General features: G+C 70.7%; 18 protein-coding genes. 10 read left to right on the top strand and 8 right to left on the bottom strand.

Going from position 1 to position 16219, the window contains the following annotated elements; all coding sequences use genetic code 11:
* Positions 1 to 2 precede the first annotated feature (2 nt).
* Complete coding sequence (locus tag ACIA5C_RS24495) at positions 3 to 1508, bottom strand: MDR family MFS transporter (RefSeq protein ID WP_396058782.1); 1506 nt, start codon at positions 1506 to 1508, stop codon at positions 3 to 5.
* A gap of 204 nt (positions 1509 to 1712) precedes the next feature.
* Between ACIA5C_RS24495 and ACIA5C_RS24500 the strand changes: the two genes are divergently transcribed.
* Positions 1713 to 2303 (top strand): TetR/AcrR family transcriptional regulator, encoded by a 591-nt coding sequence (locus ACIA5C_RS24500; RefSeq protein ID WP_396058354.1) that lies wholly within the window; start codon positions 1713 to 1715, stop codon positions 2301 to 2303.
* On the opposite strand, the gene ACIA5C_RS24505 is transcribed toward ACIA5C_RS24500, so the two are convergent.
* Positions 2304 to 3935, bottom strand: a complete 1632-nt coding sequence (locus tag ACIA5C_RS24505; protein WP_396058356.1) for a RecQ family ATP-dependent DNA helicase — start codon at positions 3933 to 3935, stop codon at positions 2304 to 2306.
* 43 nt (positions 3936 to 3978) lie between these two features.
* Entirely contained in the window at positions 3979 to 4113 is a 135-nt protein-coding gene (locus tag ACIA5C_RS24510; RefSeq protein ID WP_396058358.1) for a hypothetical protein, read from the bottom strand.
* Positions 4114 to 4248: 135 nt separating this feature from the next.
* Here ACIA5C_RS24510 and ACIA5C_RS24515 point away from each other — a divergent pair, with 135 nt between their 5' ends.
* The gene (locus tag ACIA5C_RS24515) at positions 4249 to 5778 is read left to right on the top strand and encodes a glycoside hydrolase family 3 protein (protein WP_396058360.1); all 1530 of its coding nucleotides are present in this window, start codon (positions 4249 to 4251) and stop codon (positions 5776 to 5778) included.
* On the opposite strand, the gene ACIA5C_RS24520 is transcribed toward ACIA5C_RS24515, so the two are convergent.
* Positions 5775 to 6062, bottom strand: a complete 288-nt coding sequence (locus ACIA5C_RS24520) for a GNAT family N-acetyltransferase (protein WP_396058362.1) — start codon at positions 6060 to 6062, stop codon at positions 5775 to 5777. The two genes, ACIA5C_RS24515 and ACIA5C_RS24520, sit on opposite strands and share 4 nt — an antisense overlap.
* A 65-nt stretch (positions 6063 to 6127) precedes the next feature.
* Here ACIA5C_RS24520 and ACIA5C_RS24525 point away from each other — a divergent pair, with 65 nt between their 5' ends.
* The 6 genes from ACIA5C_RS24525 (at position 6128) to ACIA5C_RS24550 (ending at position 9873) form a co-directional block, all read left to right on the top strand.
* Positions 6128 to 6952: a DUF1206 domain-containing protein gene (locus ACIA5C_RS24525; protein ID WP_396058364.1), complete on the top strand. Its 825-nt coding sequence runs from the start codon at positions 6128 to 6130 to the stop codon at positions 6950 to 6952.
* A gap of 84 nt (positions 6953 to 7036) precedes the next feature.
* Positions 7037 to 8239 carry a mechanosensitive ion channel family protein gene (locus ACIA5C_RS24530; RefSeq protein ID WP_396058366.1) on the top strand — a complete coding sequence of 401 codons (1203 nt, stop codon included), beginning with the start codon at positions 7037 to 7039 and terminating at the stop codon, positions 8237 to 8239.
* Between the two features lie 48 nt (positions 8240 to 8287).
* Positions 8288 to 8710: a phage holin family protein gene (locus tag ACIA5C_RS24535; protein WP_396058784.1), complete on the top strand. Its 423-nt coding sequence runs from the start codon at positions 8288 to 8290 to the stop codon at positions 8708 to 8710.
* The gene (locus tag ACIA5C_RS24540; protein WP_396058368.1) at positions 8710 to 9084 is read left to right on the top strand and encodes a DUF3618 domain-containing protein; all 375 of its coding nucleotides are present in this window, start codon (positions 8710 to 8712) and stop codon (positions 9082 to 9084) included. Before ACIA5C_RS24535 ends, ACIA5C_RS24540 begins: the two co-directional genes overlap by 1 nt.
* Positions 9081 to 9353, top strand: coding sequence for a DUF4235 domain-containing protein (locus ACIA5C_RS24545; RefSeq protein ID WP_396058370.1), 273 nt, complete (start codon positions 9081 to 9083; stop codon positions 9351 to 9353). The genes ACIA5C_RS24540 and ACIA5C_RS24545 overlap by 4 nt, the downstream gene beginning before the upstream one ends.
* A 316-nt stretch (positions 9354 to 9669) precedes the next feature.
* A complete protein-coding gene (locus ACIA5C_RS24550) occupies positions 9670 to 9873 on the top strand; it encodes a cold-shock protein (protein WP_007458127.1) in 204 nt (67 codons plus the stop codon).
* A 136-nt stretch (positions 9874 to 10009) separates the two neighbouring features.
* On the opposite strand, the gene ACIA5C_RS24555 is transcribed toward ACIA5C_RS24550, so the two are convergent.
* Together ACIA5C_RS24555 and ACIA5C_RS24560 are read right to left on the bottom strand one after the other, a co-directional pair.
* Positions 10010 to 11101, bottom strand: coding sequence for a hypothetical protein (locus tag ACIA5C_RS24555; protein ID WP_396058373.1), 1092 nt, complete (start codon positions 11099 to 11101; stop codon positions 10010 to 10012).
* Positions 11095 to 12072, bottom strand: coding sequence for an aldo/keto reductase (locus ACIA5C_RS24560; RefSeq protein WP_396058375.1), 978 nt, complete (start codon positions 12070 to 12072; stop codon positions 11095 to 11097). Before ACIA5C_RS24560 ends, ACIA5C_RS24555 begins: the two co-directional genes overlap by 7 nt.
* Positions 12073 to 12139: 67 nt before the next feature.
* Here ACIA5C_RS24560 and ACIA5C_RS24565 point away from each other — a divergent pair, with 67 nt between their 5' ends.
* Positions 12140 to 12916, top strand: coding sequence for a trans-aconitate 2-methyltransferase (locus tag ACIA5C_RS24565; RefSeq protein WP_396058377.1), 777 nt, complete (start codon positions 12140 to 12142; stop codon positions 12914 to 12916).
* Complete coding sequence (locus tag ACIA5C_RS24570; RefSeq protein WP_396058379.1) at positions 12913 to 13935, top strand: adenosine deaminase; 1023 nt, start codon at positions 12913 to 12915, stop codon at positions 13933 to 13935. The genes ACIA5C_RS24565 and ACIA5C_RS24570 overlap by 4 nt, the downstream gene beginning before the upstream one ends.
* Here the strand turns inward: ACIA5C_RS24570 and ACIA5C_RS24575 are convergent.
* Positions 13932 to 14084, bottom strand: a complete 153-nt coding sequence (locus ACIA5C_RS24575; protein ID WP_396058381.1) for a hypothetical protein — start codon at positions 14082 to 14084, stop codon at positions 13932 to 13934. The genes ACIA5C_RS24570 and ACIA5C_RS24575 overlap by 4 nt on opposite strands.
* A gap of 18 nt (positions 14085 to 14102) precedes the next feature.
* A complete protein-coding gene (locus ACIA5C_RS24580) occupies positions 14103 to 16151 on the bottom strand; it encodes an RICIN domain-containing protein (protein WP_396058383.1) in 2049 nt (682 codons plus the stop codon).
* Between the last annotated feature and the right edge of the window lie 68 nt (positions 16152 to 16219).

The raw sequence follows: 16219 nt of genomic DNA on the forward strand, positions 1-16219 counted from the left end.
GATCAGGCGACCAGTTCGGCGACCGGCGCGACCGCGGCCTCGGCCTGCGCGCCGACGGGCTTGCTGCCCCGCAGCGGCACGTGCTTGATGAACAGCGCGACCACGAAGCCGAGCGCGGCCACCGCGCCTCCCCAGAGGAACAGCGACGTCACGCCGTTGGTGACCGCCTGCTGGAACAGGTGCCGGGCGCTTTCCGGCAGCGACCGCAGCATCGCCGGCGTCATCGACGAGGCCGTGACCTTGCCCGTGCTGCCGGTCGCCGCGTCGGCGAGCGTGCCGGTCAGCTGGTGGGCGTAGATCGCGCCGAGGATGGAGACGCCGAGCGAGCTGCCCATGTTGCGGAGGAAGGTCGAGGCTCCGGTGCCGGCGCCCATGTCGCGGGGGTCGAGGCTGTTCTGGGCGATCAGCGTGCTGGTCTGCATGATCGCGCCCATGCCGCCGCCCAGGACGACCATGAACATCGCGGTCGTGACCTGCGAGGTGCCGACGCCGACGGTGGTGAACAGGAACATTCCGGCGGCCACCACCGCGGCGCCGACGATCGGGAAGATGCGGTACTTGCCGGTGCGGCTGATGATCTGACCGGAGACGATGCTGACCACCATCACGGCGATCATCATCGGCATCAGCAGGAGACCGCTGTTGGTGGCCGAGGCGCCCTGCACGAACTGCTGATATTGCGGCAGGTAGCCGATGGCGCCGAACAGGGCGAAGCCGGAGATGAAGGCGATGCCGCCGGCCAGGCTGAAGTTGCGGTTCCTGAAGACCCGCAGCGGCATGATCGGCTCGGCCTTGCGGCGCTCGACGGCGATGAAGGCGACCAGGCCGGCGACGGTGAGCACGGCCAGGCCGAGGATCTGCGGGGAGGCCCAGGCGTACTCGGTGCCGCCCCAGCTGGTGATCAGCACCAGCGAGGTGATCCAGACGGCCAGCAGGCCGGTGCCGAGCCAGTCGATGCGGGCGTGGCCGGTGCCGCGGGGCAGCTTGGCCAGGGTGAGCCAGCCGACGACGAGGGCGACCACGCCGAGCGGCAGGTTGACGTAGAACGCCCACCGCCACGAGAGGTGATCAGTGATGAAGCCGCCGATCAGCGGCCCGCCGATCAGGGCGACCGGCATGACGGCCATCATGATGCCCTGGTATTTGCTGCGGTCGCGGGGCGGGATCATCTCGCCGATGATCGAGAGCACGCCGACGATGAGGCCGCCGGCGCCGAGGCCCTGCACGGCCCGGAAGCCGACCAGCTCGGCCATGTTGTGGGCCATGCCGCAGAGCGCGGAGCCGACCAGGAAGACGCCGATCGCGGAGACGAACGTGATGCGGCGGCCGTAGAGGTCGCCGAGCTTGCCCCAGATCGGGGTCGCGATCGTGGTCGCCAGGATGTAACCGGTGGTGACCCAGGCGAGGTGCTGCAGGCCGCCGAGGTCGCCGACGATCGTCGGCAGCGCGGGGGCGACGATCATGTTGTCGAGCTGGGCGAGCAGCATGGCGATCACCAGGCCGCTCATCGTCACCAGGATCTCGCGGTGACTGAAGCCCAGTCCCGCGCGGGTGGGCGTCGCCTCGGGCGGCGCTGCGGGTTTCGACATGTCCGGGAACCTCTCGTCGGGGGGTGGCAGGCGAACTAACTAATCGACCGGCTAGGTAAATACTTTAGGCTCGTTGGCTAGCCGGTCGTCAAGTTATTAAGATGGCCGTGGGAGGTATCACAGATGGCACGCCGCACCGATGCCGGGGACAGCCGGCGCACCGACACCCGCGACCGGATTCTGTCCGTGGGCCTGCGGCTCTTCGCCGAACAGGGCTACGCCAACACGTCGTTGCGGGAGATCTCGGAGGAGCTCGGCGTCACCAAGGCCGCGCTCTACTTCCACTACAAGACCAAAGAAGAGATCGTCACCGGCATCCTGCGCGGCTACATCGACGACATCGACGCCCTGCTCGCCGAGACCCCGGGCGGGCCGGCCACGCTGGCCGACCGCGAGGCGACCGTGCGCCGGTTCGCCGAGCTGCAGGCGTCCTGGGGTGGCAACCTCACCAAGATGATCCGGCAGAACTTCACCGAGATCAGCATCCTGCCGGTCGGCACCGAGGTCCGGGAGTCGCACCGGCGCATGATCGAGTTCCTGGCCGGGCCCGAGCCGAGCATCCTCGACCAGACCCGTGCCGTCACCGCGCTGGCCGCCATCCAGAGCGCGCACCTGACCGCCACGCTGGGCGGCACGTCGGGCGAGGCCGACGAGAAGGCCCGCCGCGCCGCCGCCCTGACCGTGGCGCTCGAGGTGCTGCGGGCCGGCGGCTGATCAGCCCTCGGTGAGCAGGTCGTTCCCGATCACGACCGGCACCGACAACGTCTTGTAACCGACCTCGTCGAAGAGCACCGTGACCCGGTCGCCCTCGTAGCCCATCACCGTGCCGAGACCCCACTCGCCGTGGCGGACCTTGCTGTGCACCGCGAACGGCTGGCCGGACGTCTGCACCTCGGCGGCGACGCCGTTGACGTCGTTGTCGCAGTGGCCGCACGGGTTCTTGCGCTGCTCGCCGAAGTACGACAGCAGGATCTGCGACCGGCAGCTTCGCGTCTCGGCGAAGCCGCGCATCATGTCGGTGCGGGAGCGGGTCACGGTCTGCTGGCGCTCGTGTTCGCGTACGGCAAGATCGGCCGCCGCGGCCGGAAGCGGCGCGAAAAGCGGCACCGTCATCTTGTTGCCGCGGCCCGGACGGGCCGCGCCGACCTGTTCCAGCAACCCGAGATGGGTGCCCAGCTTGCGGGGGCCGAGGCCGGTCCTCTCGGCCAGGGCCTTCTTGGTCTGCGGCCCGGTGCGCAGCGCCGCCGCCAGCTCACGCAACTCGTCCGGGTCGGGGGCGCCGCCGTTGAAGAAGCGCTGGATGCCCTCGTCCTCGGCCCGCCAGAGGAGCAGGGCGTTGGCCGGAGCGCCGTCGCGGCCCGCACGCCCGATTTCCTGGAAGTAGCTGTCCGGGGAGTCGGGCAGGGCGACGTGGGCGACCCAGCGGATGTTGGGCTTGTCGATGCCCATGCCGAATGCCGACGTGGCGACCATGATGTCGATCTTGTCGTCGCTGAAGTCCTCGTGGCGTTGCTCGCGAGCGCCGCCCGCCATGCCACCGTGGTAGAACGCGGCGTTGTAACCGGCGCCGACCAGGCGCTCCGTGAGTTCCTCGGACGCCCGCCGGGTCGCGACGTAGATGATTCCGGGCATCCGGCCCTGGTCGAGCAGCGCGGTCAGGCGGCGCCAGCGGTAGTCCTCGTCCGGGCAGTAGGCCACCTCGAGGAAGAGGTTGCTCCGGTCGAGGCCGGAGACGTGGATCTCGGGGTCTTTCAGTTGCAGCCGCTCGATGATGTCTTCGCGGACCGGCGGGGACGCGGTGGCGGTCAGCGCCAGCACCGGCGGCCGGCCCATGCCCTTGATCATCTCGCCGAGGGCGAGGAAGTCGGGCCGGAAGTCGTGGCCCCAGGCCGAGATGCAGTGCGCCTCGTCGATCGCGACCAGCCCGGGCTTCAAGGCCTTGATCTCGGCCAGCCGCTCGGGGTCGCTCAGCTGCTCGGGGGTGATGAAAAGGAACTCCGCCTTGCCGGAACGGATCTCCTCGATCGCCTCGCGCTGCTGGTTGGGCGTCTCGGCCGAGGACACCCGCACCGCACGGATCTTGGGATCGTTCCGCTCGTTGAGAGCGGCGATCTGATCCTGTTGCAGGGCCAGTAGCGGCGAGATGACCACGGTCGGCCCGGGCAGCAGCACGGCCGGGATCTGGTAGATCGCCGACTTGCCGGCGCCGGTGGGCAGGACGACCAGGGCGTCGCGGCGGCGCAGCACCGCCCGCATGGGCTTGAACTGGCCGGGACGCAGGCTGGGCCACCCGAACTGTTGCCGGGCGACCCGGCGCAGGCGGGGGCCGTAGACGGGAAGTTTCATCGAGCGGCCTGGGTTCCCCGCGGCCCGGGAGTGCAAACAGAACTCACTTCTTGCCGCCGAACATGCGGCGGATCGCCCATAGGAGGAAGAGCGCGGCGAGGGCCACGCCCAGCAGGCGTACGGCGTGAATCTGCGACCAGTCGACGCCGGTCGCGGTCTCGGCTAGCGGTGTCGGCACGTACGCATCGTATCGACGGGCCACCAGTCCACGTAATAGAAAGGTTTGTTGACTAAATCGAATGGCGGTGTGACCATAGGTCCGCGAACGGGCGCGCTCCCAGCGAGGGCGCGGGACGACAGAGGACGGGGGCTCATGCCGAACCACGGCGAATTGCCGGAACTGGCCGCGACGGTGCTACAGCCGGGATTCGTCGGAACCACGACGCCCGACTGGGTGTGCCGGTGGCTCGGCGAAGGACTCGGCGGCGTCGCGCTCTTCGCCCGCAACGTCGAGTCGCCGGCCCAGATCGCCCGGCTGACCGCGCAGCTGCGCAGCGAGCGGCCGGACGTCATCATCGCGATCGACGAGGAAGCCGGCGACGTCACCCGCTTCGAGTCGGTGTACGGCAGTTCCCGCCCCGGCAACCTGGCCCTCGGCGCGATCGACGACCCCGCGCTGACCGAGGCGGTCGCGCGTGATCTCGGCGCCGACCTGGCCGCGGCCGGCATCACGCTCGACTACGCGCCGGACACCGACGTCAACAGCAACCCCGACAACCCGGTCATCGGCGTACGCGCGTTCGGCGCCGAGCCCGACCTGGTCGCCCGCCAGTCGGTGGCCTGGATCCGGGGCCTGCAGGCGGCCGGGGTCGCGGCCTGCGCCAAGCACTTCCCGGGTCACGGCGACACCGCCGTCGACTCGCACCACGCCCTCCCGCTGATCAACCGCGACCGGGCGGCCCTGGAGGCGTGCGAGCTCGTACCGTTCCGGGCCGCCGTCGAGGCCGGCGTGCGCGCGGTGATGACCGGCCACCTGCTCGTGCCCGCGCTCGACCCGGACCTGCCGGCCACCCTGAGCCGGCGCATCCTCACCGACCTGCTGCGGGTCGAGATGGGCTACACCGGCCTCATCGTCACCGACGCCATCGAGATGCAGGGCGTCAGCCGCAAGTACGGGCTGGGCGGGGCGACCGTCCGAGCGATCGCGGCCGGCGCCGACGCGATCTGTGTCGGCGGTGAGCACGCCGACGAGCAGACCGCGATCCGGCTGCGCGACGCGATCGTCCAGGCCGTACGCACCGGCGAGCTGCCCGAGGAACGCCTGCGCGACGCGGCCGCCCGGGTACGTGAGCTGAGCACGTGGACCCACCAGCAGCAGGCGGGCCGGTCGTCGAAGATCCCCGGCGCGGAAGGCAGCCCGGTCGGTTTCGACGCCGCCCGGCGCGCGGTCCGGGTCACCGCGACCGACGCCGACGGGGTCCTGCCGATCGCCGGCCCGGCCCACGTCGTCGAGTTCGCCCCGCCGCGCAACATCGCGATCGGCGCCGAGACCCCGTGGGGGGTCGGCGCGCCGCTCGACGACCTGCTGCCGGGTACCACCTCGGTGCGGCTCACCGCCGACGACCTGGCCGGCCTGCCCGATCCGGCGGCGCCGGTGCTGGCCGGGGCGACCGGGCGCCCGCTGGTGCTGGTCGCCCGCGACGTGCACCGCCACCCGTGGCTGGCCGACGCGATCGAGCGGGTGCTCGAGGTACGGCCGGACGCGATCGTGGTCGAGATGGGCGTGCCGGCCCGGATGCTGGGCGGCGTGCACATTGCGACCTTCGGTGCGACCCGGGCGTGCGGCCAGGCCGCGGCCGAACTTCTGGCCGGGACCAACGTGCGGCAGCCGCTGGCGGCCTAGTAGTCCTCCACCATGTCCCCGTATTCCGGGTGCTCCGACACGTAGTGGGCGAAGAAGGGGCAGAGCGGTACGACGTGGAGGTTCCGCTCCCGGATCTGGTCCAGGGTGCGTTTGGCCAGCTCATTGGCCAACCCGTGGCCGCGGAAGCGCGGGTCCACCTCGCTGTGGGTCACGATGATCGCGCCCGGGCGCGACTGATAGACGGCCTTCCCGGCCATCTCGCCGTCGAGGAGCACCTCGAACCGGTGGCGCTCGGCGTTGTCCTGGACCTCGATGTCACTCACCCGTCCAGCCTATGCGGCACAGGTGACGGGTTTGGCTAGAGTGGCCACGGGTCACATTGAGGCGCATGTCCTCCGCGTCCACGCACGTTAAAGCCTCTGCATCCCGGGCTGCCGACAGCAAGCCGCTGGAATACCTCGCCCGGGGCGGGTTCGTCGCCTACGGCGTCATCCACCTTCTCTTCGCCTGGCTGGCGCTGCAGGTCGCGTTCGGCCACTCCGGCCGGGAGGGCGACCAGAACGGGGCGCTGCAAACCCTGGCCGGCAACGCCTTCGGCAAGGTCCTGCTCGTGGTCATCGCGGTCGGCATGGTCGGCCTGGCGATCTGGCAGGGATTCGAGGCGGCGGTCGGCGAGAGCGGACCCCGCGACAAGGCCGCGATCGCCGAACGGGTCATCTCCGGCATCCGGGCCATCGTCTACCTCTGGCTGGCCTGGACCGCGATAAAGATCGTCACCGGTGCCAACTCGTCCTCGGCCGCCAAGTCGCAGAGCAAGAGCTCGAGCGTGATGGCGCACAGCGGGGGCCGGTGGCTGATCGGGCTGGTCGGTCTGGTCATTCTCGGCGTCGGCATCGGACTGGCCGTGTACGGCGTACTGAAGAAGTTCGAGAAGCATCTCAAGATGCAGGAGATGCGCCCGTCCGTTCGTAAGTCGACCCGGCGCCTGGGCATGGCCGGCTATTCGGCCAAGGGCGTCGCGTACGCCATTGCCGGTGTCCTCGTCGTGGTCGCCGCGGTCAAGTACGACCCCAACAAGGCGCGCGGACTCGATGCGGCACTGAAGACGCTGGCCGGCCATTCGTACGGGCCCTGGCTGCTCGCTTTGATTGCACTCGGCTTCGCCGCATTCGGAGTGTTCTGCTTCTCGCAAGCGAAATACCGAAAGGTCTGACCTTCGGGCACGATGTTGTGCGGGCCGGTGAACAGGGCAACCCTGTTCGCTGGCCCGATTTCGTGCGGAAGAGAGAAAAGCAAAGTGTCCAGCATCCTGACCACTGTCGTGGTCGTGGCCGGGGCGGCGGTCGCGGCCATCGTCCTGGTCGAGATCGCGCACCTGGTGCTGAGTCGTCTCGGCCGCCGGTCGACGCTCGCCGCTGACCTGGCCCGCACCGCCCACCGGCCGTTCCAGGCCACCATGCTGCTGTTCGCGGTGCAGCAGGCGCTGCGTGCCCGGGCCGGTGAGTTCCCCGGCCGCGACGGCACGCTGCACACCCTGATCATCGCGTTCATCGCCTGCTTCGCATGGCTGGTCGGCGCCCTGGTGCTGGTGCTCGAGGACGTCGCCCTGGACCGCTGGCGCACCGACGTGCCCGACAACCTCAAACGGCGCCGGTTGAAGACCCAGGTGGTGATCCTGCGGCGGGTCACCGTTGCGGCGATCGTGGTACTCGCACTGGGCGTCGTGCTGATGACCTTCCCCGGCATCCGGGCGCTCGGCGCCAGCCTGCTCGCCTCGGCCGGCCTGGCCAGCGTAATCGCCGCGCTGGCTGCCCAGAGCGCGCTCGGCAACGTCTTCGCCGGGCTGCAGCTGGCCTTCAGCGACGCGATCAAGGTCGACGACGTGGTGGTGGTCGAGGGGGAGTGGGGCCGCATCGAGGAGCTGACCCTGACCTACGTGGCGGTGCAGATCTGGGACGACCGCCGCCTCCTGCTGCCCACCTCGTACTTCACCACCAAGCCGTTCCAGAACTGGACGCGTACCGGATCGGCCGTGCTCGGCACCGCCGAGCTGGACGTCGACTGGTCCGTGCCGATCGAGCCGATGCGGGCCGAGCTGCGCTCGGTCTGCGAGGCCTCCGAGCTCTGGGACGGACGGGTCTGTGTGCTGCAGGTGACCGACGCCGTCGGCGGGTCGATCCGGCTGCGCGCGCTGGTCAGCGCACCCGACGCGGCCTCGCTGTGGGATCTGCGCTGCCTGGTCCGGGAACGACTGGTCGGCTGGGTCTGGGAACACCAGCGCGACGCCCTGCCCCGGGTACGCGCCGACGTGGGGCCGCCGCACGAGACGAACGCCCCGCTGGGCCCGGTCGTCCGCCGCGAGCCGGACGCGTCGGGCGACGACCGGGTCTTCTCCGGCGGCGACGACGGCGAGGCCCGGGGAGCGGCGTTCGCGGGCCCGGAACCGGCCCCGGCTGTCGGATTTCCGCCCCACATCGCCAGTTCACCGGGTGAGGATTGATCCATGGGTACGCAGGGCATACAACCACTACAGAGAGAGGGGGACACGATGGCCGATGTCGTGAACGGTCGACCGGTTACCGAGCAGTCGACCGCCGAGCTCGTGCAGCGGGCGAGCGAGCAGATCTCCCGCCTGGTTCGTGACGAGATAGCCCTGGCCAAGGTCGAGCTCGCCGAGAAGGGAAAGCACGCCGGCATCGGGATCGGTTTGTTCGGCGGGGGCGGCGTTCTCGCGCTGTACGGTACGGGTGCCGCCGTGGCAACGCTGATCATTGTGTTCAACCTGTTCCTGGACCTCTGGCTGGCCGCCCTGATCGTCACCGTCGCATGCTTCGTGATCGCCGGCATCCTGGCCCTGCTCGGCCGGAGCCAGGTGAAGAAGGCGGTGCCGCCGGAGCCCAAGGCCGCGATCGAAAGCGTCAAGGCGGATGTCGACGAGGTCAAGCAGGCGGTCAAGGAGCGAGGACGATAATGAGCGAGAAGAACGGCGCAGCGCCGGAGAAGCCGGACGTCGAGGCCCTGCGGGCCGAGATCAAGCAGACCCGCACCGAGCTGGGCGAGACGGTGCAGGCGCTGGCGGCCAAGGCCGACGTGAAGGCCCGGGCGAAGGAGCAGGTCGAGCACGCCAAGGATCGGGTGCGCGCGCAGGCCGCTGAGGCCACCGGTCGCGTACGCGAGGCGGCCCTGCAGGCCGGTGGCCGCGTGCGGTCCGCCGCCGACTCGGCGGCCTCGTCGTCCGACACCGAGGTCGATGTCGCCGGCCGTCGGATGCCGGTCGCGCTGCTGGTCGCCGGTGCGGCCGCGATCGTCGGCATCATCCTGCTGGTGCGAGGGAGTCGCCGGTGAGCGGCAAGCTTGGCAAGATCGCTTACAAGCCGGTCGGCATTCTGCTCGGCGTCGGCGCGGGCATGGTCGCGGGCTTCGTCTTCAGGGAGGTCTGGAAGATGGCCTCGGGAGACGACGACGCTCCGAACGCAACCGATGAGGAACGTGGATGGGGCGAAATTCTCGCGGCAGCCGCGTTGCAAGGCGCCATCTTCGCGCTCGTGAAGGCGGCCGTCGATCGAGGTGGCGCCACCGGAGTACGCAAACTTACTGGCCAATGGCCTAGTTAAAAACCTAACTAACGGTTGCGGGCGTCCACATCGCGAGAGCGAAGTGGGGGCCCTTTTCCGTATCTGCGGATGTTTATTCGATTGGCCCGAGGGGGGCTTTACAGGCCGATTTTCAGGTACAGTGTGCCCAGTTTTTGCGTACGTGGTTCGCTGCTTCCGTCCGACCGCGGACGATGTCGGCCAGCTTGGTCGGCGGGTGTCACGAGGCCGAACGGATGGGACGTCCTCTGAGGGCCGCCTCACGGCGCCGCTGCTCGAAAACGGTCATCGGCCCTGGGCATCAAGGGGGCCGGCATTTTCAGAGGGAGAGTTCAGCATGGCGCAAGGAACCGTGAAGTGGTTCAACGCAGACAAGGGCTTCGGCTTCATTACCGTCGACGGCGGGGGTGCTGACGTGTTCGTCCACTTCTCGGCCATCCAGACGAGCGGCTACCGCAGTCTGGAAGAGAACCAGCGGGTCGAGTTCGAGATCGCCCAAGGACAAAAGGGCCCGCAGGCGGAGCAGGTTCGCCCGCTCTGAGACCAACCGCCGGTCGCGAGACCGGCTGCCGACCGCCTGGCGGAGGTCGGCCAGATCTGAAGCCGGTCCGGCGACCGGCAAAAGGCCCCGCGTCCTCTTCGGAGGGTGCGGGGCCTTTCTCCATTGCTGAGGATTGTCAGTGGCTTGCGGCCGCTGCCGCCTTACGCTTTGCGCGCGTACGCAACCTGACCCCGACCACAATCAGGACGAGCCCCACAACGGCGACGCCGGGCCCGATCTCCGCCCACAGCCGCTGCCCGCTCATCTGGGCGTCGGTGAGCACATCGAGCCCCTGCATCGTCCACACGAGACCGAGCACGATCGCGAGAACGCCCACCACCATCGGCAGCCACCCGACCAGTTTCGGCTTGGGCGCCTCCGGATCCTCCCCGGCCGGTTTGCTGCTGGGCCACGCCCCAGTCTCGTCGGTGGCCGGCCACTGCCCGCTGGCGGCCTCCTCGGTCGCCCACCCGCCGGTCCGCTGAGCATCAGCCTGCTCCAAGGAGGCCGGCCGCCCGCCGTCCCGGGCAACGTCACCGGTCCCGCCGGCCCGCCACCCACCGGTCCGCGGCTGGTCGGCCTGCCATCCGCCAGTGCGGGGATCGTCACGGCCGCCCGTTTGGGCACCGCTCTGCCAGCCGCCGGTTCGCGGATCAGCCGTGCCGCCACCCGCCTGCCGCCCGCCCGTTCGCGGATCGTCTGCGCCGTCCGCCCGCCAGCCGCCCGTCTGACCGCCACCGGCTGCGCCAGCACCGGCTGCGCCAGCACCGGCTGCGCCAGCACCGGCTGCGCCAGCACCGGCTGCGCCAGCACCGGCTGCGCCAGCACCGGCTGCGCCGCCACCGGCTGCGCCAGCACCGGCTGCGCCGCCACCGGTCTGCCAGCCGCCGGTTCGCGGGTCGTCAGCCGCGCCGGCCTGCCAGCCGCCGCCACCCGCCGCGCCGCCACCCGCCGCGCCGCCGCCGGTCTGCCAGCCGCCGGTTCGCGGGTCGTCAGCCGCGCCGGTCTGCCAGCCGCCCGTACGCGGGTCGTTGCCGCCCCGCACAGGCGGCCGGCCCTTGTCGAGCGGCTCGCCCGAGGGGCTTCCCGGCGTGCCGGGTCGCCCGGCGGCCGGTGTCCAGCCGCCGTCGTCGGACGTCCAGCCGGCCTTGTCCAGGGGCCGGCCCGTGCGCGGGCCGGCCTCCGGGTCGTCGTCCGGGTGCCGGTTGCCCCTCGGGTCGTTTACCACCGGTCGTGCACCTGCGGGCGGATCAGCTCGTCATAGACCGCCTTGACCTCGTCGAGGGTCGCTGCGGGCAACGGCGCCAACGAAGCCGCGGCGGCGTTCGCGGCGGCCTGTTCCGGGTTGCGCGCGCCCGGGATGACGACCGTGACGCCGGGCTGGTCGAGGATCCAGCGCAGGGCGAACTGGGCCATCGTGGCGCCGGCGGGCACCAGCGGCTTGAGCCGGCGTACCGCCTCGAGCCCGGTCCCGTAGTCCACTCCGGAGAAGGTCTCGCCGACGTCGAACGCCTCGCCGTGCCGGTTGAAGTTGCGGTGGTCGTTGTCCGCGAACGTGGTGTTGGAGTCGTAGCGCCCGGACAGCATCCCGCTGGCCAGCGGCACCCGCGAGATGATGCCGACGCCGGCCGAAAGGGCGGCCGGCAGCACCTGCTCGAGCGGCTTGAGCCGGAACGCGTTCAGGATGATCTGCACGCTCGCGATGTTGGGGCGCGCGATCGCCGCGAGGGCCTCGGAGGCCTTCTCGACGCTGACGCCGTAGGCGGCGATCCGCTTCTCGGAGACCATCTGGTCGAGAGCGTCGTAGACCGCGTCGGACGAGAACACCGGCGTGGGCGGGCAGTGCAGCTGGACCAGGTCGAGCGTGTCGACGCCGAGGTTGGCCCGGGACCGGTCGTTCCACGCCCGGAAGTTGTCCAGGTTGTAGTTGGCGACCTCCTGCGCCATCCGCCGGCCCATCTTGGTGGCGACGGTCAGGGACGGCTTGTCCTTGACGAACGAGCCGACGATCTGCTCGCTGCGGCCGTCGCCGTAGACGTCGGCCGTGTCGATGAACGTGACGCCCGCGTCGACGGCGGCCTGCAGGGTCGCGTGGGCGTCGGCCTCGCTGACCTCGCCCCAGTCGGCGCCGAGCTGCCACGCGCCGAGTCCGATGACCCCGACGGTCCGTCCCATCCTGCGAAAACTGCGATTCTCCACGGGTCAAACCCTACCGCTCCACTGATAGCGTGTAGCAAAACGTACGTACGGTTTGGAGATTGATCTGATGTGGGATCCCGCCGTCTACCGGCGCTACGGCACCGAGCGTGCCCGTCCGTTCCTCGATCTGGTGGCCCGCGTCGGCGCGGAGCGCCCGCGGGCCGTGGTCGATCTCGGCTGTGGCCCCGGTGAGCTCACCCTCTCGCTCGCCTCACGATGGCCGGATGCCCGCCTGACCGGCATCGACTCCTCGCCGGAGATGGTGGAAAAAGCGTCGGGGCTGGGCTCGGCGGCAAGCTTCCGCCTGCTTGATGTACGCGGGTGGGAGCCCGACAACGACATCGACGTGCTGATTACCAACGCCACTCTGCAGTGGGTGCCGGAGCATCGAGAATTGCTGAGCCGCTGGGCCCGTGAGCTCCCGCCCGGCGCGTGGCTGGCGATGCAGGTGCCGGGCAACTTCGACGCACCGTCGCATCGCGCGATCCGCGCGGTCGCCGCCCGCTACGACGTCGCCCACCTGACCCGGGAGGCGCCGGTCGACGACCCGGCCGGCTACGCGTCGCTGATGCTGTCGGTCGGCGCGAGCGTGGACGCCTGGGAAACCACGTACCTTCACCTGCTGCCGGACACCGGCGACGAGCATCCCGTGCTTCGCTGGGTGGAGGGCACCGCATTGCGTCCCGTCAAGGCCGCCTTGAACGAGAATGCGTGGCGGGAATTCCGCGCCGACCTGGCGCGGGAGATCGCGGCCGCCTACCCGGCGGCCGGGGGATACGTCGCGTTCCCCTTCCGCCGGATCTTCATGGTGGCGAGGACCGCGACCGCGGAAGGGACATCATGACCGAGTTGACCACGTTCATCGCCGGGCTGCCCAAGGCCGAGCTGCACGTACACCACGTGGGCTCGGCGTCGCCGCGGATCGTGGCCGAGCTGGCGGCCCGGCACGAGGGCGACACGGCGGTGCCGGCCGACCCGGCCGCGCTGGCCGACTACTTCGCGTTCCGCGACTTCCGCCACTTCATCGACGTCTACCTGAGCGTGGTCGACCTGATCCGGGACGACGAGGACGTGCGGACGCTGACCTTCGAGGTGGCGCGCGAGCTGGCCCGGCAGCAGGTGCGGTACGCCGAGCTGACCATCACCCCGTACTCGAGCGTGAGGCGGGGCATCCCGGCCCCGGCGTTCTGCGCGGCGATCGAGGACGCCCGGCGGGCCGCCCGCGCCGAATTCGGCATCGAGCTGCACTGGTGCTTCGACATCCCGGGCGAGGCCGGCGTGCCGGCGGCCGAGGAGACGCTCCGCGTCGCCCTCGAGGAACAGCCCGACGGCCTGATCAGTTTCGGTCTCGGTGGCCCCGAGATCGGCGTGCCGAGGCCCCAGTTCCAGCCCTTCTTCGACCGGGCCCGCGCGGCCGGCCTGCACAGCGTGCCGCACGCCGGCGAGACGACGGGCCCGGACACGATCTGGGACTCGCTCACCCTGCTCGGCGCCGAGCGCATCGGCCACGGCATCTCGGCCGCCCAGGACCCGGCGCTCATGGCTCACCTGGCCGAACGCGGCATCCCGCTCGAGGTCTGCCCGACCTCCAACGTGCGCACCCGCGCCGTAGCGTCGCTCGACGAGCACCCGCTGCCCGCCCTGGTCGCGGCCGGCGTGCCGGTCAGCATCAACTCGGACGACCCGCCGATGTTCGGCACCACGCTCGAGGAGGAGTACGCGGTAGCCGCCCGCCTACTCGACCTGGACGCCAAGGGCGTAGCCGACCTGGCCCGGGCCGCCGTGCAGCACAGCTTCCTGGAGCCGACCGGCAAAGCCGCCCTGCTGAAGGAGATCGACGACTACACGACCGCCAACGCCTAGGCGCGGGCGTAGAGCGGGTCCTGCCAGATCGCCAGCACCAGGATGATGCCGATCGTGAGGATGGCGATCACGCGGATCAGCCGCCGCCGGTTGAAGCGGGCCGGGCCCTCGTCGGGGCCGGCCACTGGCCTGTACATCGTGTCGGGCATCGTTGCCACCTTCGGGGGTTAGTCGGGTACCGCCGTCCAGCTCTGGTGCCGCTGGCCGTTGCTGTCCTGCAGGACGAGGACGCGGTGCTGGCCGAACCGCTGGCTGCCCACCCCGATGACCAGGTCGGCGGCCGTGGTCCGCAGGGTGAAGCCGTAGTCGGACGCCTGCAGCTGCCAGTGCCCGCTGTCGTCGGTCGTGCAGTCGCGCTGCACGATCGGGACGCCCGCGATCAGGTTGCCGTCGAGCGGGATGGCGCATTTGCCGGTCGCCCGGGAAACCAGGGAGTAGCTGTTCTTGCCGGCCGGCACGAGTTCCCACTGCTGCTGGGCGTCGCCGTCCGACTCGGCCAGGGTCAGCGGGGTGCCGTTGGCCACCCGGGCCGCGTACAGGTCGGCGCCGCCGCCGGTGAGGGCGTTGCTCAGGTCGAACCAGCTGTTTTCGGCCGGCCGGGCGTACGGCGCGGTCTCGGCCGTACCCTTCGCCGTGTACGCCGTGCCCGACTTGATCGTCACCTGGTATTTCGAGTCGGGTTTGAGGCCGATGAGCCGGGCCCGGGTCGCCTTGGTGGTGCCGACCGGGTCGCCGTCGACCGACACCAGGTAGGTCGCGGTGTCGGAGGCGGCGCTCCAGTTGAGTTCGGCCGATCCGCTGGTCGTGTTGCGGATCTCGAGCACCGCCTGGACGGGTCCGCCGGCCGGTGCGGCGTTGCTCTCCTCCTCGACCTGAACGCCCTTGGAGGCCTTGGCCTTCACCGGCTGCGAGTCGGTGCTGGGCGGGGAACCGGCGCCGGGCAGGTCGGAGCCGGTCGGCGTGGGTGCGGTGCTCGCCGGCGCCTGAGCGACCTGAGTGGACGGTGTCGGGTTGCCCGAGGGCCGGACGGCCGGTGCCGGCGCCCCGGTCGCCGGGTCGGCGGCGCCCGTGTCGGGTATGTCGTCGCCGCCGTCGCTGCGCAGCAGGAACTCGCTGGTTGCGACGTTCCAGCTGGTCGCCAGGTAGCTGCCCGGCCGGGGGTTGGTCGAGAAGTAGTCGTCGTGTCCGCAGTCGAGCCGGTTGGCGTGCGAGCGCGGGCAGACGTTACGCACCGTCCGGCCCGAGCGGTCGGGGACGCAGAGCAGGTCGTACCCGTCGGTGCAGCCGCCGGCGCCGCTGGCGTGAGGTGTGCCGGTCAGCACCGCACCCAGCTCGTGCGCGAGCTCGTGGGCCGCCATCGCCGAACTCCAGCAGCCGGCGTCGACCCGCCCGTACGACGGGCCGCCGTTGTTGCGGTTGCCCAGCCCCGAGCGCTGGTCGTCGACGTAGCTGGCGATGCCGCAGTAGACGTTCGCGTCGGTGAACATCAGGTATTTGCGGTCGGTCCGGTTGTAGCCGAGCCTCTGCAGGGCCGCGATCGTGCTGGTGAACGAGTCGAGCCCGCCGACCGGCAGCTGCACCTCGTCGACGTCGACCTGGCACTGCGGCGTGGTCACGAACCGGATATGCCGCGAGCCGCCGGTTTCGGCCGCGCTCGCGTCGAAGATCTGGTCGACTCCGGTGGCCCAGGTGCGGATCGAGCCGAGGAAGTCGGTGTAGCGGCTGATCGTGCCGAACTGCTGCAGGTAAAGCACCTGCACCCGCTTGCCGTCGTGGCCGTCGCTCTCGCACGCCACGTCGTGCGCGCCCAGCACGAAGTCGGCCTGGCCGGGCGCCGGGTCGGGGATGATCGCGGGCGCGTCGGCGGTCAGCGCGCTGCCGCCCTCGTCGCGCACGATCTCGGCGTCGGCCGGGGTGCCGGCGGTCTCGCGGGTCGGCGCGATCAGGGGCGGCGACTTCGGGGCGACGGCGGCCACGTCGGTGCCGACCTTGAGGCCGGCCGGGGCGGTGTCGGGGCCGTACGTGCAGGTCTCGTCGTCGAGTGTGTAGGCGCCCGCGCACAGCGAGTCGGACTTGGCCGGGCGCAGGCCGGCGTAGACGAGGCCTTGGGCGGGGGTGTCGGCCGGGAGCGCGGTGAGGGACAGCTTCGGCGGATCACCGCCCGTGACGTTCTCGACCACGCTGGGGCCCACTGCGCCGCCGACACCGATCAGCACGAGGCCGAGTGCGATCGGAAGAATACGGTGCGCATTGGTGCGTGGCCGCCGTTCCCCACTCGGTGTGG

Origin of the sequence: Actinoplanes sp. NPDC051343, from assembly GCF_044455125.1 — a bacterium.
Taxonomy (GTDB): domain Bacteria; phylum Actinomycetota; class Actinomycetes; order Mycobacteriales; family Micromonosporaceae; genus Actinoplanes.